Here is a 17,619-nt window from a genome sequence, read left to right as displayed (position 1 = left end):
CGCATCAGATTACATAGGAATTTGGGAAATGACTCGAGGGTTTACTTTATTAGAGCTGTTAATCACGGTATCGGTGTTGTCGATACTGATAGCGACGGCTGCTCCGAGTTTTAGTTCTGTCAGTCAAACCGTCAAGATGCAACGGTTGGCAGGGGAGTTGAACGGTTTTCTAATTCAGGCTAAGTCAGAGTCAGTAAAAAGGAATCAAGATCTTTGGGTTCATTTCTCGATGGAAAAGAATGCAGTGCAATCAACAGGAGATTGGACTGTTTGGTTAAAACCTACCGAAGACTTGTCAGGAGAAACCTTACTGCAGTTGTCGGGCGAACCCTTTCGCGACCTTTCTTTTTCTCATAACTACACCGGAGACAGAATCACTTTTGAGAGCGTTCGTGGAAGGCCTTCTCGCGGGACTCTCTATCTGGCTCCTAATGTGGATTCAACCGATCGGGTTCTGATCAAATTATCCAGCCCGCCGGGGCGAATTAAGGTGTGTGGTGAGTTGAGTGCACAGTATGGCTATGATGCCTGTTAAACCAAGATTGACAGCTCTTTGGAAGCAACAAGGCACATCACTGATTGAATTAATGGTGGCCTCTGTGATTGGCGTGTTCGCTATTTCGATTATCGGCAGCGTCTTCATTACGGGGCAGAGAATTGCTAAAGATAAAGGCATTGAGTTATTACTGCTGCAAAATCTAACCAGTACGATGCAGGTCATGAAAGAAGATATCCAACGAGCGGGCTACGATGGCTCTAATGGTTACTCAATCAAGTTATCTGGAGCGAGCAATACCATCCAAGTGAGTGGCGGTGTTGCCGTTGGGTTTGTCTACTTCAGAGAGGGCTCAAACGGAAACAAAGATATTCGAAATATCGTTTATCAGAAAGATGGAACCAAGCTGAAAATATGTGAGAAGGGCACCACTATATCTGAGGCGATTCCTACTTTTAATCAGGTTACTGGATGTTACTCACTTTTCGATGACAGCCTGATCGAGGTAGATGCATTCAGTGTTGATGCTCAGTTATTAGAGCAGAACTCGATTAAAACCACGCTTACCGATATCAGCATTACGGCTTCAATTCCAACCGCAGGTGTTACCAAATCGGTTTCGGTTTCCGTTAAACAAAGGAACTGGCAATGATGGTGTCTAGAAAGCAACGCGGTGTGGTGACCTTGTTGGTCACATCGGTGCTTTTAGTTGGTGCTTTAGTGGTGACGTTAGGCACGTATCGCAGTGTGTTTCATCAAATTAAAGTCGCGCAAAATGAAGTGCAAGGAAGGCAAAATCATTGGCGTTCGGAAGGTGGCTTAGAATGTACTTACTCGTATCTGCTTGAGTTAGATAAAACTATTGCGGATATAAAGGATACGAGTACTCGACCTGCAGATTTTTCTGATTGGTGTTCTCCTTACGCAACTCAACCACAAATCGATATATCCAATAGTGCGGTTTCTAGTGCCTATATTGTGGCGTCATCAGTGAATTCACAGTCACTCTATAAGACAATAAAAGAAAGCTCTCTGCTAGGCCGTGGAGCGATTCAATCTACCGGCCCCATTGAAATCATTGGTACGCTGAGCCTAAAACCGACAGTAAAAGAAGACCCTATTAGTGATAACGAGTATGAGTGTGTCAGTGTGTCTTTTGCTGATCTGTTCACTTATCAATATGACGCTACACATGGTGACTCAGGGCAAGCTTTAGGCTTAGAGGTACTCGACCCTAGTGCTAGTGGTCCATTTTCTGGTTTCGATGGTGTTTGCCATAGTGATTATAAAACGCAGATCCCTAAAGCCAGTTCGGGAAGTAGTTATTCAATCTATGCTCCCGATTATTATCAAGGAACGAATCCGCTTCCTTTCAAAAAAGATTTTAATCCTGATCCTAATATGAACCCGTTCTACACCTTTTTTGGTATCGCTAAAACGGACCAGAGTATTGTCGAGCTATCACAAGACGCAGAGATGTTTAAGCATATACAACTGTTGGATGCGACAGAGTGTGGCTCTGAAATAATGAGCCACTTTACGTCAGGGCAGACAAAAGGATTGTGGATTGAAGGTAATTGTCATATCAATGCTGCTGTTGCTGCCGCAAACAATCAATCACAGCTTCTGGTAGTGCAAGATGGTGTGCTTGCTTTGAATGGCGCCATGACTTACAACGGGGTGATTTATCATTTAGTCGACTATCAAAAGAGCTATGTTAAAGATCGCGTCGATGATTTTTGGAAAGATCTTGCTACACCGAATGTTTTTGCTCCGTTTATAAAAGATATCAACAACATCAGTGTTGAAAAGAAGAGTGTGGGGATTCAATTTGCTTCTGGTTTACCTTCAGGTGGGCTTATCTTCGATTCACCTCTCGGTGTAACGACCATTGTTGGTGATATGGATTTAGATTTTCGTGCAGAATCTAATCCGAATGACCTGCCTTCGTTCTATCAATGGAAGCGAGGATCATGGAATGACTTCTAAACAACAAGGTTTCAGTTTGATCGAGGTTCTTATCTCTTTCTTACTCATCGGTGTTGCTTCGTTAGGGTTGGTTAAGCTGCAGGTCTACGCGGAACAAAAATCGGACTTTGCTCTTCATAGTGTTGAGGCTCTGCATTTTGCTGAGAGGCAGATGGAATATTATCGGACTCGTGTCTCGGAGGTGAGTGGGGCGGTTGGATTAATCCCTTTTGCAGATCTCAATCAAGCGAGTTACTGTCTCAATGCTGCAAGTTCGGATCCACTGTCCGGTTTACCAAGCTCTGCCTATACGATGAAATGTGAAGTGACAAATGCTGATGGTGCTTTGTCTAGTGCGTTAAAAAGCATTACTGTTTCCGTTGCATGGCAAGATCGTATGAACCGTTCGCAAAGCATTTACCTCGAGACTATGCTCTCCAAATACAGTGAATTTGATTGATCTATCAAGCAAACGTTTGTTACATGCCAAGGCCTACGTCACTCCTTTTACTGACATTTTTCACTTCTCGGACATTGTTTACGTGCTAGTTAAAATCCTGTATATGGAATGGTGTGTTTTGTGTTTTTATATTGTTGCTGTTGTATGGTATTTTTGCAAAATATGTCTCCATTTTTGGAAAAGACGGTGGAATCTTGTGCTTTTTGATAGGGACTTTAATAGAATATGTGCTGTACCAATAGGCCATGGTCAAAACTTATATTAGGCTTAAACAAACAACATCACATATGGAGTTACCATGAGTAACCAAGCCGTAAAAAAAGCACCGTCGACTGAGAAAATCAGTGGAATGGATCGCTTTCTAAACTTCATTGAACGCGCCGGCAACAAAATTCCAGATCCAGCAATTCTGTTCTTCTGGGCTCTAGTTATTGTATGGGTAGCATCTGCACTTTTGTCGAATCTTTCATTCGACCTAATCAACCCTCAAACGGGTGCTGCTCTAGAAGTTAACAACCTACTAACTGGTGAAGCACTTGCTAGCTTCCTAGCGAATATGGTTACCACATTCACAGGCTTCGCACCTCTAGGCATCGTACTTGTTGCTATGCTAGGTGTTGGCGTTGCAGATTCTTCAGGCTTCATTACGACTGGCCTTAAGAAGATGCTTAACTTCACGCCAGCTAAGCTATTAACGCCAATGCTGATCCTTGTTGCTATCGTGTCTCACACAGCGGCAGATGCAGGTTACGTTCTAGTAATCCCTCTTGGCGGTATCATCTTCCACGCAGCGGGTCGTCACCCTCTAGCGGGTATTGCAGCAGCGTTTGCTGGTGTATCAGGTGGTTTCTCAGCGAACTTCATTCCTTCAGGTATTGACCCGCTACTAGCAGGCTTCACTCAAACAGCGGCAAACGTTCTTGACCCTGCATACGTGGTTAACCCTCTAGCAAACATTTTCTTTACTGGCTTGTCTTCAGTTCTCATTGTTGGTATCGGTTGGTACGTGACAGAGAAGATCATTGAACCTCGTCTTGCAAAAACACCAGTAGATGAAGATGCTGAACAAGCACCGGATCTAGGTACGTTCACAGCGATTGAATCTAAAGCATTCAAATTCGCGGGTTGGGCAATGGTGGCAGGTATTGGTTTGCTTATCGCAGCTTTGGTTCCTGAAAACTCAGCACTTCGTTCGCCTGAAGGTGAGCTAACGGCGTTCTCAGCACCAGTAATGAAGTCTATCGTTCCTCTGATCTTCATTCTGTTCATTATTCCAGGCATCGTCTACGGCCGTGTAGCGGGTACTTTTAAGAACAGCAATGATGTTATCAAAGCAATGTCAGAGACGATGGCAACGATGGGCGCATACATTGTAATGTCGTTCTTCTGTGCTCAATTCCTATCTGCATTCGCTCAATCGAATATTGGCACAATGCTAGCGCTTTACGGTGCTGAAGGCCTGAAAGCAATGGATCTTCCGGGTGAAGCTACCGTTGTAGGTATGATTCTACTAACGGCATCAGTTAACCTTCTTGTCGGCTCAGCTTCTGCAAAATGGGCACTGATTGGCCCTATCCTAGTTCCAATGTTAATGGTTGTAGGTATCTCTCCTGAGCTATCTCAAGCGGCTTACCGTGTAGGCGATTCTGTGTCTAACATCATCTCTCCATTAATGGTGTTCTTCCCACTGGTTGTTGTTTACTGTCAACGCTACGTTAAGTCGACAGGTATCGGTACTCTAGCTTCTCTAATGATGCCATTCTCGATTGCTATGCTAATCGGTTGGTCTATCTTCTTGCTAGCTTACTGGGCTCTTGGTATCCCACTAGGTATCCAAGCTCCTTACACTTACACAATGTAAGATAAGTAAAGCTAAGTAAGAAAAGCAAAAGTCAGTAAGACAAAATCATCGAAGCCCGCACCGAAATGTGCGGGCTTTTTTTCGCTATCTTTTTCCTACTTTTTATATCCAAGACTTTTTATATTCAAAACTTTCTATATCCAAAACTTTTTATATTCAAAATAAAGGCACTCAGCTTATACTCCGGATCACGGCTAATTGTTGGCCGGTAAAATTAGGAAATCCAAACCACATGAAGATTCTGCTTTTAGTAGGGTTAATTGTTTTAAATGGTCTGTTTGCCATGTCAGAGATTGCATTGGTAGCAGCAAAAAATAGTCGGCTGAAACGCTTAGCCGAAAAGCATCGCTCCGCTCAGATTGCTCTTGAGCTCAAAGAAAATCCAACCCGCTTCCTTTCAACCATTCAAATCGGTATCACAGTAATCGGCCTACTCAGCGGTATTGTCGGTGAGGCTACGTTATCAGCTCCACTCGCGGTTCAACTTGAACTGTGGGGATTCGATCCAACACAAGCGAATATCCTGTCTACCGCCGTTGTGGTTGTGGGTATTACTTACTTCGCCATTGTTGTAGGCGAGTTGGTGCCAAAACGTTTCGCTCAGTCTCAAGCGGAGAACATTGCTGTGTTGGTGGCCCTGCCTATTTTTTGGTTATCTAGAATTGCGACGCCGTTTGTATTTGCGTTGTCTGCGTCAACTGAAGGCATCTTAAAGTTGATGGGGCGCAGTGGCGAAGAGGATAGTGTTACTGAAGACGATATCCATGCACTTGTAAAAGAGGGCTCAGAGTCTGGAGTGATTGAGCGCGGCGAGCAAGAGATGATTCGTAATATCTTGCAGCTTGATGATCGCCTGGTGAGTTCTTTGATGACCCCTCGCCGAGATGTCGATTTTCTCGATATCGACCAACCGGTTGAGCAGCTGCTAAAGAAATTGCGTTCATCAAAGCACAGTGTGTTTCCATTGTGCCAAGATCACCTCAATAAAGTGGTCGGTACGGTGTCGTCCAAAGCCTTGCTGAATCAGGCGGGCAATTTAAGTATTCAAGTCATCATGGGGCTGTCTAAGTCGCCGATCTATGTTCCTGAATCGATGAAGGCATTGCGCTTACTGAGCTACTTTAAAGAGTCAGGTACGGAGATGGCATTCATTGTTGATGAATATGGGGATGTGCAAGGTCTTGTAACGCACTATGACATTCTGGAAGCGATTGCAGGGGAGCTATCCAATAACCCTCAAGATTTGTGGACAGAGGAAGTTGAAGATGGCTTGCTAGTGGATGGGTTAATCCCTATCAGCGAACTGAAGAATCGTTTAGAGCTATCAGATTTAGGAGGTGAGAAGGAAGGTTTCCAAACTTTGACCGGTTTAGTTACATGGTTGATTGGTCGCTTACCTGATATTGGCGAAGTCGTTCAATATCAACAATGGCAGTTCGAAATTATCTCTGTAGAAAATAATCGAATTGTGAGTGTTAAAGCGACAAAAATAGTCAATGAGCTAGGCGATGCTGTTAGTTAGATAAGCCGCTAGATATTTAACGAACAAGCCCGCGCTTGTTGTTCGTTATCTCTTTATTGTTCATAATCACCAAGATTAGGTATGCTTCGTCGCATACCTATTTTTTGTTTTTACCTTTTACTTTTTTCGGAGTCCTCCTTTGTCAGACCATCAATTTAGCCCTCAAGATGAAATCTTCATGCGACGCGCCATCGAGGTTGCTAAGCAAGCAGAGAAAGAGGGAGAGGTTCCCGTTGGTGCCGTGTTGGTGAAAGAGGGGGAGATTATTTCTGAAGGTTGGAACCGTTCAATTGGCAGCCACGATGCCACAGCGCATGCGGAAATAGAAACCTTGCGTAAAGCTGGCCAAGCTTTGGAAAATTATCGTTTACTGGATACGACGTTGTACGTCACTTTAGAACCATGCCCTATGTGTGCTGGTGCGTTGTTGCACAGCCGAGTAAAGCGCATTGTGTTTGGAGCACCTGACTTAAAAGCGGGCGCAGCGGGTACTGTACTTAACTTATTTGAAAGCCAAGCCTCTTACCATTATGCCGACGTTGAACGTGGCTTATTGGAGCAGGAATGTCGCGAACAGTTACAGGCATTTTTTAAACGTCGTAGAAAAGAGATAAAAGAAAAGCGAAAGCTTGAACGTTTGCAACAAGAACAGCTTTTAGAAGAAGAGCAACAGGCTGGAAAGCGGAAGTAAACCTAAACTTAAATGAGACAAGAAGCTTTCGGCACCCTCAATAACAAGAGTACCGCGGAAAAACTTACTTGGTCATTATATTTACTCAGTAAGCATTTGCATGAAAGCACGGTTGCGCCAAATGATCTTTTTCTTATTGTTTGAAAGCATGCGCTTACGACGGTTTGCAGCAACGGTCTTATCAAGGCGCTTCGATTTCAGTTTTTTATTCATCATTTCAACGATTTCCTATTTGTCGTCTGGCTATGTAATTATGACTTCAGTTTTAATTATAGTGGTTATTTGTTTATGAGCTTTGTCGCGAACCTGGCGTTCCGTTTGCTGTCATATTGTTTTTCGCAGTCATCATGATAATAGCCAACATCGTAAGTAAGAAACGCCGCCCCAAGACCAGTAGTTGAATACAACAAAGCATAATGTATCTGTGGTGTGTCGTTATAAAGTTCGATTGTTACTGCAATATGACACTTGAAGTTTAACGGTCACGTTATCAACTTAATTGCTGAATCTAGCCACGAACCTCTTAGCAAAAAAAAAGAGCAATGCTATGTGGCATTGCTCTTTTTCATTTATTTGGAGGACTCAGAGTCATTCACAGCGGATTCGGCCGCACTGATTGTTGATTCTGCGCCTGAGATCTCTAAAGGTGGGATAACCACTAAACCTTCAAGGTTGGCTTCTTCCTCTTTATCACGCTTATTAACATGACCAATAATACTCTGGTAATAGCGGCGAATGTTCTCAACGTAATTCCTTGCTTCATCACCACGCGCATACCCGTAACGAGTTTTACTGTAGTATTTCTTCTGCTTTAGGAGAGGAAGTCGATCTTTCACATCACCCCAAGCGTCAGGATCACCACCTTGTGCTTTAGTTAAGCGACGTGCGTCCATCATGTGGCCATAACCTACGTTATATGAAGCGAGAGCAAACCAGATCTTTTCATGTTGGGTAATTGAGTCAGGAACTCGATTCACGATACGACGTAAATATTCCACGCCACCTTGTACCGACTGTTTCGGGTCGAGACGATTGGTCACACCAACACTCTTTGCGGTTGGCAGCGTCAACATCATCATGCCTCGAACACCGGTTGGTGAGCGAGCAACGGGGTTCCAGTGGGATTCTTGGTAAGCCAAAGCAGCGATTAAGCGCCAATCAAACTCTTGCGAGTATTGTTGAAATAGCGGGGACCATTTTGGTAGTTTGCTATCTAGTGCACGGATGAATGCACGAGTATCGACATAATCAAAAGTGCCAATGTGGCCGATGTATTTCTCTTCTAACGATGCTAGCTCACCAGACTGTTTCAGGTTACCGAAAAATTCGATCAGTAACGCATAAAGGCTTTCATCCTCTGATCTCTCTAAGTACCAAGAGATAGGTTGGTCTTCTGTTAGTTCGAAAGCAAGTGCGACATCAGGGTATAAACGTTGTGCCAAAGAAAGCTCAATTGAGTCTGCAACGGTAAACAGCCGTTCTCCCGTGGATACTTCTTTTAGCAGATCATTGATGTCGGCATTACCTACCGCATCGTAGATAAAGTCATTGTGAGTGCTCTGTAGTTGTTTGAGTGTTGGCTCAAAATGTGAGTCCTTCACTACAACCAAAGACGGCGTCAACGTTTCACTTGATGGAGACTCTTTTGATTCAGTTTGAGCTTTCACAAACTCTTCCTGACGTTCATTCTCAAACGCGATCAGCTGTTCTAGATTTCTTGGACGCCATTGTCCCTTTTTATACACCACTTGCTGGCTTACATAGTAATAAGCAGGCGCCGCGCGATAAGCTCGTGTTAGGTTGCTGTTTTGCGTTAATCCAGTCGCGATCAGATCGATCTCGCCTTTCTTTAACGCAGGGAATAGGCCGGATAAGCGGTAAGCTGGTTTGATCTCAAGCTTTACACCAAGCTCTTCTGCAAACTCACGAGCTAACTCGTAATCCAAACCAGCAGGGCCATCAGGACCAATATAATAAGAGAGTTGGTTATTCAAGGTACCGACACGAAGAACGCCGCGATCTCGTATCTGCTCAAGAACACTTTTAGGTTCAGATTCAATCTGGCACCCAGTTAGCCCAAACAGAGCGATAGCGAGCAGAAGAAATTTAGACGAAAAGATGAGCGTAAATTTAGGCATCAAAATGAAATCTCAAAAAGTGGAAGCCCCTTTATACCAAACCCCGCATGGCTGGCAAAGCAGGTTTAATTAAACAGTTGTAAAAGTGGTGATTAATGCAGCAAAACTAACATTTACACAGAAAGATAAAAAAAATAACGCAAACGGTTGCTTTTGGTGTTACGTCACAAAAAGAAATGCTTTATAATGCGCTCGCATTGAAGAGGTGGAATCGGCATAGGTTTGGCAACCTTCGGGAATAGCTTCGAAGAAAACAGTTAGGTTGTTCCTATAACCCACTGAATTTATTCCAATACTACCTTAATCAACTGCATAAGAGACCTAAGCACATGAGAATTTTGCGTGGCTCCCCAGCTCTATCTGAGTTTCGTGTTAACAAGCTTTTAGAGCTTTGTCGTGAATTAAGCTTACCTGTAACAGGTATTTACGCTGAGTTTGCCCACTTTGCTGATTTAACGGCAGAGCTAGATGAGTCTGAAGTTGAGAAGCTAGAAAAGCTACTGACTTACGGTCCAACGATTGAAGAGCATGAGCCTGAAGGTTTATTGCTGCTTGCAACGCCACGCCCAGGCACTATCTCGCCTTGGTCTTCAAAATCAACTGATATCGCACACAACTGTGGACTGGCTAAAGTGTCACGTCTAGAGCGCGGTACTGCTTTCTACATTGAAACCTCTTCTGAACTTTCTGAGCTTCAACTTGTTGAGCTGAAAGCGATTCTGCACGACCGTATGATGGAAGTTGTTTTCACTGACTTTGAATCAGCGGCGGCATTATTCACAGTTGCTGAGCCTATTCCTTATGCGGAAGTTGACCTTCTTACTGGCGGGCGTAAAGCGCTTGAAGAAGCAAACGTTATCCTAGGTCTTGCGCTTGCAGAAGATGAGATTGATTACCTTCTTGAAAGTTTCACTGAGAAGCTTGGCCGCAATCCGACTGACATCGAGCTAATGATGTTTGCACAAGCAAACTCAGAGCACTGCCGTCACAAGATCTTTAACGCTGATTGGACTATCGATGGCGTTAAGCAAGAAAAATCATTGTTCAAGATGATTAAGAACACCTTTGAAACGACACCAGAACACGTTCTGTCTGCTTATAAAGATAACGCAGCGGTAATGACAGGTTCTGAAGTCGGTCGTTTCTTCCCAGATCCAGAAACTCGCCAATACAACTACCACCAAGAGAAAACACACATCTTGATGAAAGTTGAAACGCATAACCACCCAACGGCAATCTCTCCGTGGCCGGGCGCATCAACAGGTTCAGGCGGCGAAATCCGTGATGAAGGCGCAACTGGTATTGGTGGTAAGCCAAAAGCTGGTTTGGTTGCTTTCTCTGTATCTAACTTAAAAATTCCTAACTTCGTACAACCTTGGGAAACTGATTTTGGTAAGCCAAGCCGTATCGTAACTGCGTTGGATATCATGTTAGAAGGCCCATTAGGTGGCGCAGCATTCAACAACGAATTTGGTCGTCCAAACCTATTAGGTTACTTCCGTACTTACGAAGAAAAAGTTAACTCTCATAACGGTGAAGAAGTACGTGGTTACCACAAGCCAATCATGCTGGCCGGTGGCCTTGGTAACATCCGTGATGATCATGTTCAGAAGAAAGAGATCCCAGTAGGTGCGAGCCTAATCGTATTGGGTGGCCCTGCAATGAACATCGGCCTTGGTGGCGGTGCGGCATCTTCAATGGATTCTGGTTCTTCTTCTGAAGACTTAGATTTTGCTTCTGTACAACGTGAAAACCCAGAGATGGAACGTCGTTGTCAGGAAGTTATCGACCGTTGTTGGCAGCTTGGTGATGCGAACCCAATCGCATTTATCCACGATGTGGGCGCGGGCGGCATCTCGAATGCACTTCCTGAGCTAGTCGATGACGGCGAACGTGGCGGTATCTTCAACCTACGTGATGTACCAAACGATGAACCAGGCATGAGCCCGCTTGAAATCTGGTGTAACGAATCTCAAGAACGTTATGTAATGGCGGTTGCAGATAAAGACTTAGCAACGTTCGAAGCGATTTGTAAGCGTGAACGCGCTCCATTCGCGATTGTTGGTAAAGCAACAGAAGAACGTGACCTTAAATTAGAAGATTCACACTTCGACAATACGCCGATCGACATGCCAATGGACATCTTATTAGGCAAAACACCTAAGATGCACCGTGACGCGAAAACGTTAAAAGCAAACAATCCTGCGATTGACCGTTCTGGTATCGAACTAAACGAAGCGGTTGATCGTGTTCTACGCCTACCAACGGTTGCAGAGAAAACATTCCTTATTACTATCGGTGACCGCTCGGTAACAGGCCTTGTGGCTCGTGACCAAATGGTCGGCCCTTGGCAAGTACCAGTAGCGAACTGCGCGGTAACTGCAGCAAGCTACGACACTTACCACGGGGAAGCGATGTCTCTTGGTGAGCGCACTCCGGTTGCACTTCTAGACTTCGGAGCATCTGCTCGTCTAGCGGTTGGTGAAGCCATTACTAACATTGCAGCGACTAACATCGGTGATATCAAACATATTAAACTGTCGGCTAACTGGATGTCTCCAGCGGGTCACCCTGGTGAAGACGCAGGTCTTTACGAAGCGGTTAAAGCGGTGGGTGAAGAGCTATGTCCGGCACTGGGTCTAACTATCCCAGTGGGTAAAGACTCAATGTCGATGAAGACTAAGTGGGAAGAGAACGGCGAGCAGAAAGAAGTCACGTCTCCGCTATCTCTTGTTATCACTGCGTTTGCACGTGTTGAAGATGTTCGTAAGACGATTACTCCTCAATTACGCACCCCTGATAACCTTGAAGGACTAGGCAACACGTCACTGGTTCTTATCGACTTAGGTAACGGCAAAAACCGCATGGGTGCAACAGCACTTGCACAGGTTTACAAGCAGCTTGGTGATAAGCCAGCAGATGTAGACAACGCAGCGCAACTAAAAGGCTTCTACGAAGGCGTTCAAACGCTTGTAGCAAACGACCAAGTTGTCGCTTACCACGATAAAGGTGACGGTGGTCTATTCGTAACGCTAGCTGAAATGGCGTTCGCAGGTCACTGTGGTGTTAACGCTGATATTGCAGCGCTTTTATCTGCATCAGAGAATAGTGAAGACACACTAGCAGCACTCTTCAACGAAGAGCTAGGTGCAGTAATCCAAGTACGCAACGACGACTTAGATGCAGTACTTTCTACTCTTGCAGCGAACGGCCTAGAAGCGTGTTCACATGTGATTGGCTCTGTTGTTGGTGAAGGGGAAGCATCAGATGAAGTAGTGATTAAGTCAGGCGCAGACGTTGTAATCCAGCGTAACCGTACTGAACTACGTACTATCTGGGCTGAAACTACGCATAAGATGCAAGGTCTACGTGATAACCCAATCTGTGCAGACCAAGAGCACGAAGCGAAGAAAGATAACTCAGACCCAGGTCTGAACGTTAGCCTAAGCTTTGATGTAAACGAAGACATTGCAGCGCCTTATATCAATGCTCCTATGATAAACACAGGCGCTAAGCCTAAGATGGCGATTCTACGTGAGCAAGGTGTTAACTCTCACGTTGAAATGGCGGCAGCATTCGACCGTGCAGGCTTTGAAGCAACTGATATTCACATGAGCGACATCCTAACGGGTCAAGCGGTACTAGAAGAGTACAACGGCCTTGTGGCTTGTGGTGGCTTCTCTTACGGTGATGTACTTGGCGCTGGTGAAGGTTGGGCTAAATCGGTTCTGTTTAACGACTCTACTCGTGACCAATTTGAAAACTTCTTCAAGCGTGAAGATACTTTCTCTCTAGGTGTGTGTAACGGTTGTCAGATGTTGTCTAACCTGCGTGAGCTCATCCCGGGTGCAGAGTACTGGCCACGTTTCGTTCGTAACGAATCAGAGCGTTTTGAAGCTCGTTTCAGCCTAGTTGAAGTTCAGAAGTCTGACTCTGTGTTCTTCAATGGTATGGAAGGTTCTCGTATGCCAATCGCTGTTTCTCACGGAGAAGGCCGCGTAGAAGTACGTGACAATGACCACCTAAACGCGATTGAAAACTCAGGAACGGTTGCACTACGTTACGTTGATAACAACGGTAACCAAACGCAGCAATACCCGAACAACCCGAATGGTTCGCCAAACGCTATCACAGGTCTAACGACCACGGATGGCCGCGTGACTATCATGATGCCTCACCCAGAGCGTGTATTCCGCACGGTTGCAAACTCTTGGTCTCCAGAAGGTTGGGGCGAGAATGGTGCTTGGATGCGTATGTTCCAAAACGCTCGTAAGAATGTGGGTTAATCACTTTCTTACAGGCCGCATTAATCTAGGCTAGGTTAAGCAAAAACGAAAAGCGCAGATCGAAAGGTCTGCGCTTTTTTATTGGCAACTCTTCAGGAACCAGAGCGAAACAAATTAGGTTTGCAGTTTGCTGTTCTAAAAATCTCCACTACGCTAAATGTTATGGAATCAATTTGTTAGGCCATCATTTCTTGTATTCATACAAGAACAATTCAATTTGGCCGTTCAAAAACTGAATCAATCATCGTGGCATAAGAGGGATCTATGAAAACAACAATTACAAAAGCAGTTGCAGTGGCAGCGATTGTCATGTCGTTAGCTGGGTGTGTCGGTAGTAACGCCGTTACTGGGAAATTAATGAAGTTCAACGTCGAGGTTGTAGATAACCGTTACGCTCGTGCAGGGGTCAACTTCTTGCTTGCTCCAGTTTACGCTTTAACATTCGCAGCCGATTACATCGTATTTAACTCGATCGAATTCTGGGCAGGGAAAAACCCACTGACTGGCGCGCCTCATATCTTCGATAGTAAAGTCGATACTATGATTGATGTGAACGATAGCCTTGACGATTCACTGAAAGATGCACCACTTGGGTTCAATAATCGCCATATTGAATGGGGTGAGATGCAACAGATCGATGAGAACACCATTCAAATGGACATCACCTATAACGATGGCGAGAAGGCTGTTCTGACGGGGGTTCGTGATGGTGACAAGGTCAGTTACTACATGGATGGAACATTGGTTTCAGAGACTTCGATTCAAGCTCTTGAGCAGTTAGCAGCCGAGAAAGCGTAACGCTTTCAGTTTGATATAGATAAAAGAAAAGCCGCTGGATTTAACCCCAGCGGCTTCGTATTTTCTAGCATCTAGCATCTAGCATCTAGCATCTAGCATCTAGAGCATAGATTAGTTGTTGCTGTGTAGCTCACTGTTCAGTTCAACAGCAGACTTGTTCGCAAGACATTCAATTTGGCCAGTAATCGAGTTACGACGGAATAGAAGGTCAGAAACGCCAGCAAGGTCACGGGCTTTAATGATTTCTACTTCGTTGCCTTCTTTATCTAGCATGCGAACTTTAGTACCCGCAGTCACGTAAAGACCAGACTCAACCGTGCAACGGTCGCCCATTGGGAAGCCAAGACCCGCGTTTGCGCCTAGTAGGCAGTTTTCGCCGATAGAGATAACCATAGTACCGCCACCAGACAGAGTGCCCATGATAGAAGCGCCGCCGCCGATATCAGAACCGTTACCCACAACAACACCCGCAGAGATTCGACCTTCAACCATGCTTACGCCAGTAGTACCTGCATTGAAGTTGATGAAACCTTCGTGCATTACTGTTGTGCCTTCACCTACGTGTGCGCCAAGACGAACACGAGAAGTATCAGCAATACGAATACCTGTTGGTACCACGTAATCTACCATTTTAGGGAATTTGTCTACGCAATCTACAGACAGAGCGCGACCCGCAAGGCGAGCTTCGATTTGACGCTCAGCTAGTTCAGGAAGGTCGATAGGACCTTCGTTTGTCCATGCGATGTTGTGCAGCAGACCGAAGATACCGTCTAGTACTGTACCGTGTGGTTGTACTAGGCGGTTAGAGATAAGTTGTAACTTTAGGAAGCCTTCAGCAACAGATGCTGGCTTCTCGTCAGTAGCAAGAACAACAAGAACAAGTGGCTGTTCAGACGCTGCTGCTTTTTCTGCGAAAGATGCGTTTGCTGCATCATCGTTTGCTGCGAATGCTTTCGCTAGTTCTGCGCTTTGTGCAGCAGAGATTTCGATAGCTTGGTTGCCTTCAGAGTAACCTGACACTTTAGCCACAGCCGCTACAAGAGCGTCGCTTGGGTTTAGACGTGGGTTAGGGAAGAACGCTTCAATGATTTTATTGTCGCGGTTTTTGGTTGCCGTACCGAAGGCTAGTGAAAAGTAAGCCATGTTGAATCTCCATGTGTTGAGTCTTGATTTTGCCATTCATAGCAGTGACTCGAATAATGAGTGCTGCCGTTAGCAAAGTTAATTTAATTGCGTTCATCATAAAGAGAGCGCCCTCGATATGAAAGGGCGTATCGGGATAAAGTCTGTAAAATGATATTGCTTGTCTTTTTAGCGATAGTTTTTATTTTCCGGATATTACTCCGTGGGCATCATGTCACTGTGCTTACATTAGCCACTTAGTACAACTTCGTTTTCATTTTCGACACTCTTTAGAGCTATCTATTTTGTTCGCAGTATCAATAGAGCTAGTCACATTTTCTTTATAAATTCATGTTTATTATAAGAATTAATCGAATTATGTTGATTAATCGCTTGTGCTTAAAGTTAGGGTAAATACTCAAATTATCAGCAGTGTAATTAAGAGAAGGATCACTAAAAACCTTCAATATATAAGTATATTTCCAGCCATAACGACATTAAAACGATTAATAAAGGATCTTCTATGAATTTTACTAAGTCTTTACTGGTGCTCTCTATCGGTGTAGCAATGGTTGGCTGTGGTTCGGACAATGACGACATCACGGTGACGTGTGACACCGCGGACTCTTGTACCAAATTTACTGTTTTGCATACTAACGATAACCATGGCCGCTTCTGGGAGAACAGTAAGGGTGAGTATGGGATGGCGGCTCGTAAGACGCTGATTGATAGTATTCGTGCAGAAGTGACTCAAAATGGTGGTGAGACGATACTACTGTCCGGTGGCGACATTAATACTGGTGTGCCAGAGTCTGATATGCAGGACGCGGTACCAGATTTTGTAGGTATGAATCTTCTTGGTTACGACGCGATGGCATTAGGTAATCACGAGTTCGACAATAGCTTGGATGTGTTAGATATGCAGGCGGAATTGGCCGACTTCCCGATGCTAGCGGCTAATATTTATATCAAAGATGGAGACACAGTTACTGATGAACGCCTTTTCTCTCCATATAAAGTATTCACCATCAATGGCTTAAAGGTTGCGGTTATTGGCCTGACAACTAAAGATACGGCGAAATTAGTTAACCCTGACAACGTCGCGACGATTCACTTTGCCGACCCGCAAGTCGAAATCAAAAAAGCCATAAAAGAAATTGAGGCCAATGAAACGGTTGATTTGATTTTTGCTACGACTCATATGGGGCACTACGCAGATGGTCAGCATGGTAGTGAAGCGCCTGGCGATGTGTTGCTTGCTCGCTCTCTAGAAGAAGGTCAGTTAGATGCCATTATTGGCGGGCACTCTCAAAATCCTGTTTGTATGGAAGGCAATGAATATGCTGATTTCAATCCGGGAGATGACTGCAAGCCGGATCAGCAAAATGGTACCTACATCATGCAAGCTCACGAATGGGGTAAATATGTAGGTAGAGCTGATTTTGAGTTTTACGATGGAAAGCTGCATTTAGCGAAGTACGACCTGATACCTGTGAACTTAAAAGAGAAGGATGAAAATGGTGATTACCAATTTATCCAATCTGAAATTGAACCTAATTCAACAGTAATTGCTACTCTTTCCGCGTATCAGCAGCAGGGACAAGAGTTGTTAGATGTCATTATCTCTAAAACCGATGCGAAGCTTGAAGGTGACCGTAATGTGGTTCGATCTGAGCAAACTAACCTTGGTCATTTGTTAGGGGAAGCTTATCGCACTTATAAATTAGTTAATGCTGATTTTGGTGTGATGAACTCTGGTGGTGTTCGTGACTCAATTGCGGCGGGTGATATCGCTTATCGTGATGTACTTACAGTTCAACCTTTCGGAAACTTCGTGACTAAAGCAACGATGACAGGGGCTGAGGTTAAAGCATATTTAGACGTTGTTGCGACGATGACTGCAGGATCTGGCGCTTATGCCCAACTCGACAATATTAGCTTAACCGTCGACTGTGATTTGAGTGATGTGACCATTAGAGATATCAATGGCAAAGGCTTTGACTTAGCGGACACTTACACGTTCTCCGTGATCAGCTTTAGTGCCGCTGGCGGTGATGACTACCCAGTAATTGATGTTGAGTCGACGCAGTTGACGGATGCCGCTGTGCTGCGCGAGTTCTTTGTTAATAACCCTGATGTCACTGCCGCGCAGTACGCACCAGCAGATGGTGATCTAATCTATATGAGTAATGGTTTAGAAGTGAAAGGCTGCCCAGCGAACTAATTCACAAACAAGCCTTAAAAAAATAGCCAGCAAATAGCTGGCTATTTTTGTAT

General features: G+C 44.7%; 13 protein-coding genes. 10 read left to right on the top strand and 3 right to left on the bottom strand.

What is annotated here, in order from left to right; translation table 11 throughout:
* The first annotated feature begins 28 nt into the window (after positions 1–28).
* From OCV36_RS12565 to tadA, 7 genes are all read left to right on the top strand, one after another.
* Positions 29–535 carry a GspH/FimT family pseudopilin gene (locus tag OCV36_RS12565; RefSeq protein WP_135455500.1) on the top strand — a complete coding sequence of 169 codons (507 nt, stop codon included), beginning with the start codon at positions 29–31 and terminating at the stop codon, positions 533–535.
* Positions 516–1,148 (top strand): PilW family protein, encoded by a 633-nt coding sequence (locus tag OCV36_RS12560; RefSeq protein WP_135455499.1) that lies wholly within the window; start codon positions 516–518, stop codon positions 1,146–1,148. Before OCV36_RS12565 ends, OCV36_RS12560 begins: the two co-directional genes overlap by 20 nt.
* A complete protein-coding gene (locus OCV36_RS12555) occupies positions 1,145–2,485 on the top strand; it encodes a hypothetical protein (RefSeq protein WP_135455497.1) in 1,341 nt (446 codons plus the stop codon). Before OCV36_RS12560 ends, OCV36_RS12555 begins: the two co-directional genes overlap by 4 nt.
* Positions 2,475–2,924, top strand: coding sequence for a prepilin-type N-terminal cleavage/methylation domain-containing protein (locus OCV36_RS12550; RefSeq protein WP_135455495.1), 450 nt, complete (start codon positions 2,475–2,477; stop codon positions 2,922–2,924). Before OCV36_RS12555 ends, OCV36_RS12550 begins: the two co-directional genes overlap by 11 nt.
* A 298-nt stretch (positions 2,925–3,222) precedes the next feature.
* Positions 3,223–4,785 carry an AbgT family transporter gene (locus OCV36_RS12545; RefSeq protein WP_017074177.1) on the top strand — a complete coding sequence of 521 codons (1,563 nt, stop codon included), beginning with the start codon at positions 3,223–3,225 and terminating at the stop codon, positions 4,783–4,785.
* Between the two features lie 232 nt (positions 4,786–5,017).
* Positions 5,018–6,307, top strand: coding sequence for a hemolysin family protein (locus OCV36_RS12540; protein ID WP_135455493.1), 1,290 nt, complete (start codon positions 5,018–5,020; stop codon positions 6,305–6,307).
* Positions 6,308–6,446: 139 nt separating this feature from the next.
* Positions 6,447–6,998: a tRNA adenosine(34) deaminase TadA gene (tadA, locus tag OCV36_RS12535; RefSeq protein ID WP_102554256.1), complete on the top strand. Its 552-nt coding sequence runs from the start codon at positions 6,447–6,449 to the stop codon at positions 6,996–6,998.
* Positions 6,999–7,079: 81 nt separating this feature from the next.
* On the opposite strand, the gene OCV36_RS12530 is transcribed toward tadA, so the two are convergent.
* Together OCV36_RS12530 and mltF are read right to left on the bottom strand one after the other, a co-directional pair.
* On the bottom strand, positions 7,080–7,214 hold the full coding sequence (locus tag OCV36_RS12530; RefSeq protein WP_261377644.1) for a hypothetical protein: 135 nt from the start codon (positions 7,212–7,214) through the stop codon (positions 7,080–7,082).
* A 353-nt stretch (positions 7,215–7,567) separates the two neighbouring features.
* Complete coding sequence (mltF, locus tag OCV36_RS12525) at positions 7,568–9,136, bottom strand: membrane-bound lytic murein transglycosylase MltF (RefSeq protein WP_135455491.1); 1,569 nt, start codon at positions 9,134–9,136, stop codon at positions 7,568–7,570.
* A gap of 329 nt (positions 9,137–9,465) precedes the next feature.
* On the opposite strand from mltF, the gene purL reads away from it, so the two are divergent.
* Positions 9,466–13,422: a phosphoribosylformylglycinamidine synthase gene (gene purL, locus OCV36_RS12520; RefSeq protein WP_135455489.1), complete on the top strand. Its 3,957-nt coding sequence runs from the start codon at positions 9,466–9,468 to the stop codon at positions 13,420–13,422.
* Between the two features lie 264 nt (positions 13,423–13,686).
* Entirely contained in the window at positions 13,687–14,220 is a 534-nt protein-coding gene (locus tag OCV36_RS12515; protein WP_102482338.1) for a DUF3332 domain-containing protein, read from the top strand.
* Positions 14,221–14,331: 111 nt separating this feature from the next.
* Here the strand turns inward: OCV36_RS12515 and dapD are convergent, their stop codons facing one another.
* Positions 14,332–15,363: a 2,3,4,5-tetrahydropyridine-2,6-dicarboxylate N-succinyltransferase gene (dapD, locus tag OCV36_RS12510; protein ID WP_017074184.1), complete on the bottom strand. Its 1,032-nt coding sequence runs from the start codon at positions 15,361–15,363 to the stop codon at positions 14,332–14,334.
* A gap of 502 nt (positions 15,364–15,865) precedes the next feature.
* Between dapD and ushA the strand changes: the two genes are divergently transcribed.
* A complete protein-coding gene (gene ushA, locus OCV36_RS12505; RefSeq protein ID WP_135455487.1) occupies positions 15,866–17,566 on the top strand; it encodes a bifunctional UDP-sugar hydrolase/5'-nucleotidase UshA in 1,701 nt (566 codons plus the stop codon).
* The last annotated feature ends 53 nt before the right edge of the window (positions 17,567–17,619 follow it).

The organism is Vibrio echinoideorum, from assembly GCF_024347455.1.
GTDB lineage: Bacteria > Pseudomonadota > Gammaproteobacteria > Enterobacterales > Vibrionaceae > Vibrio > Vibrio echinoideorum.
This window is presented reverse-complemented; position numbering and strand designations above follow the sequence as displayed.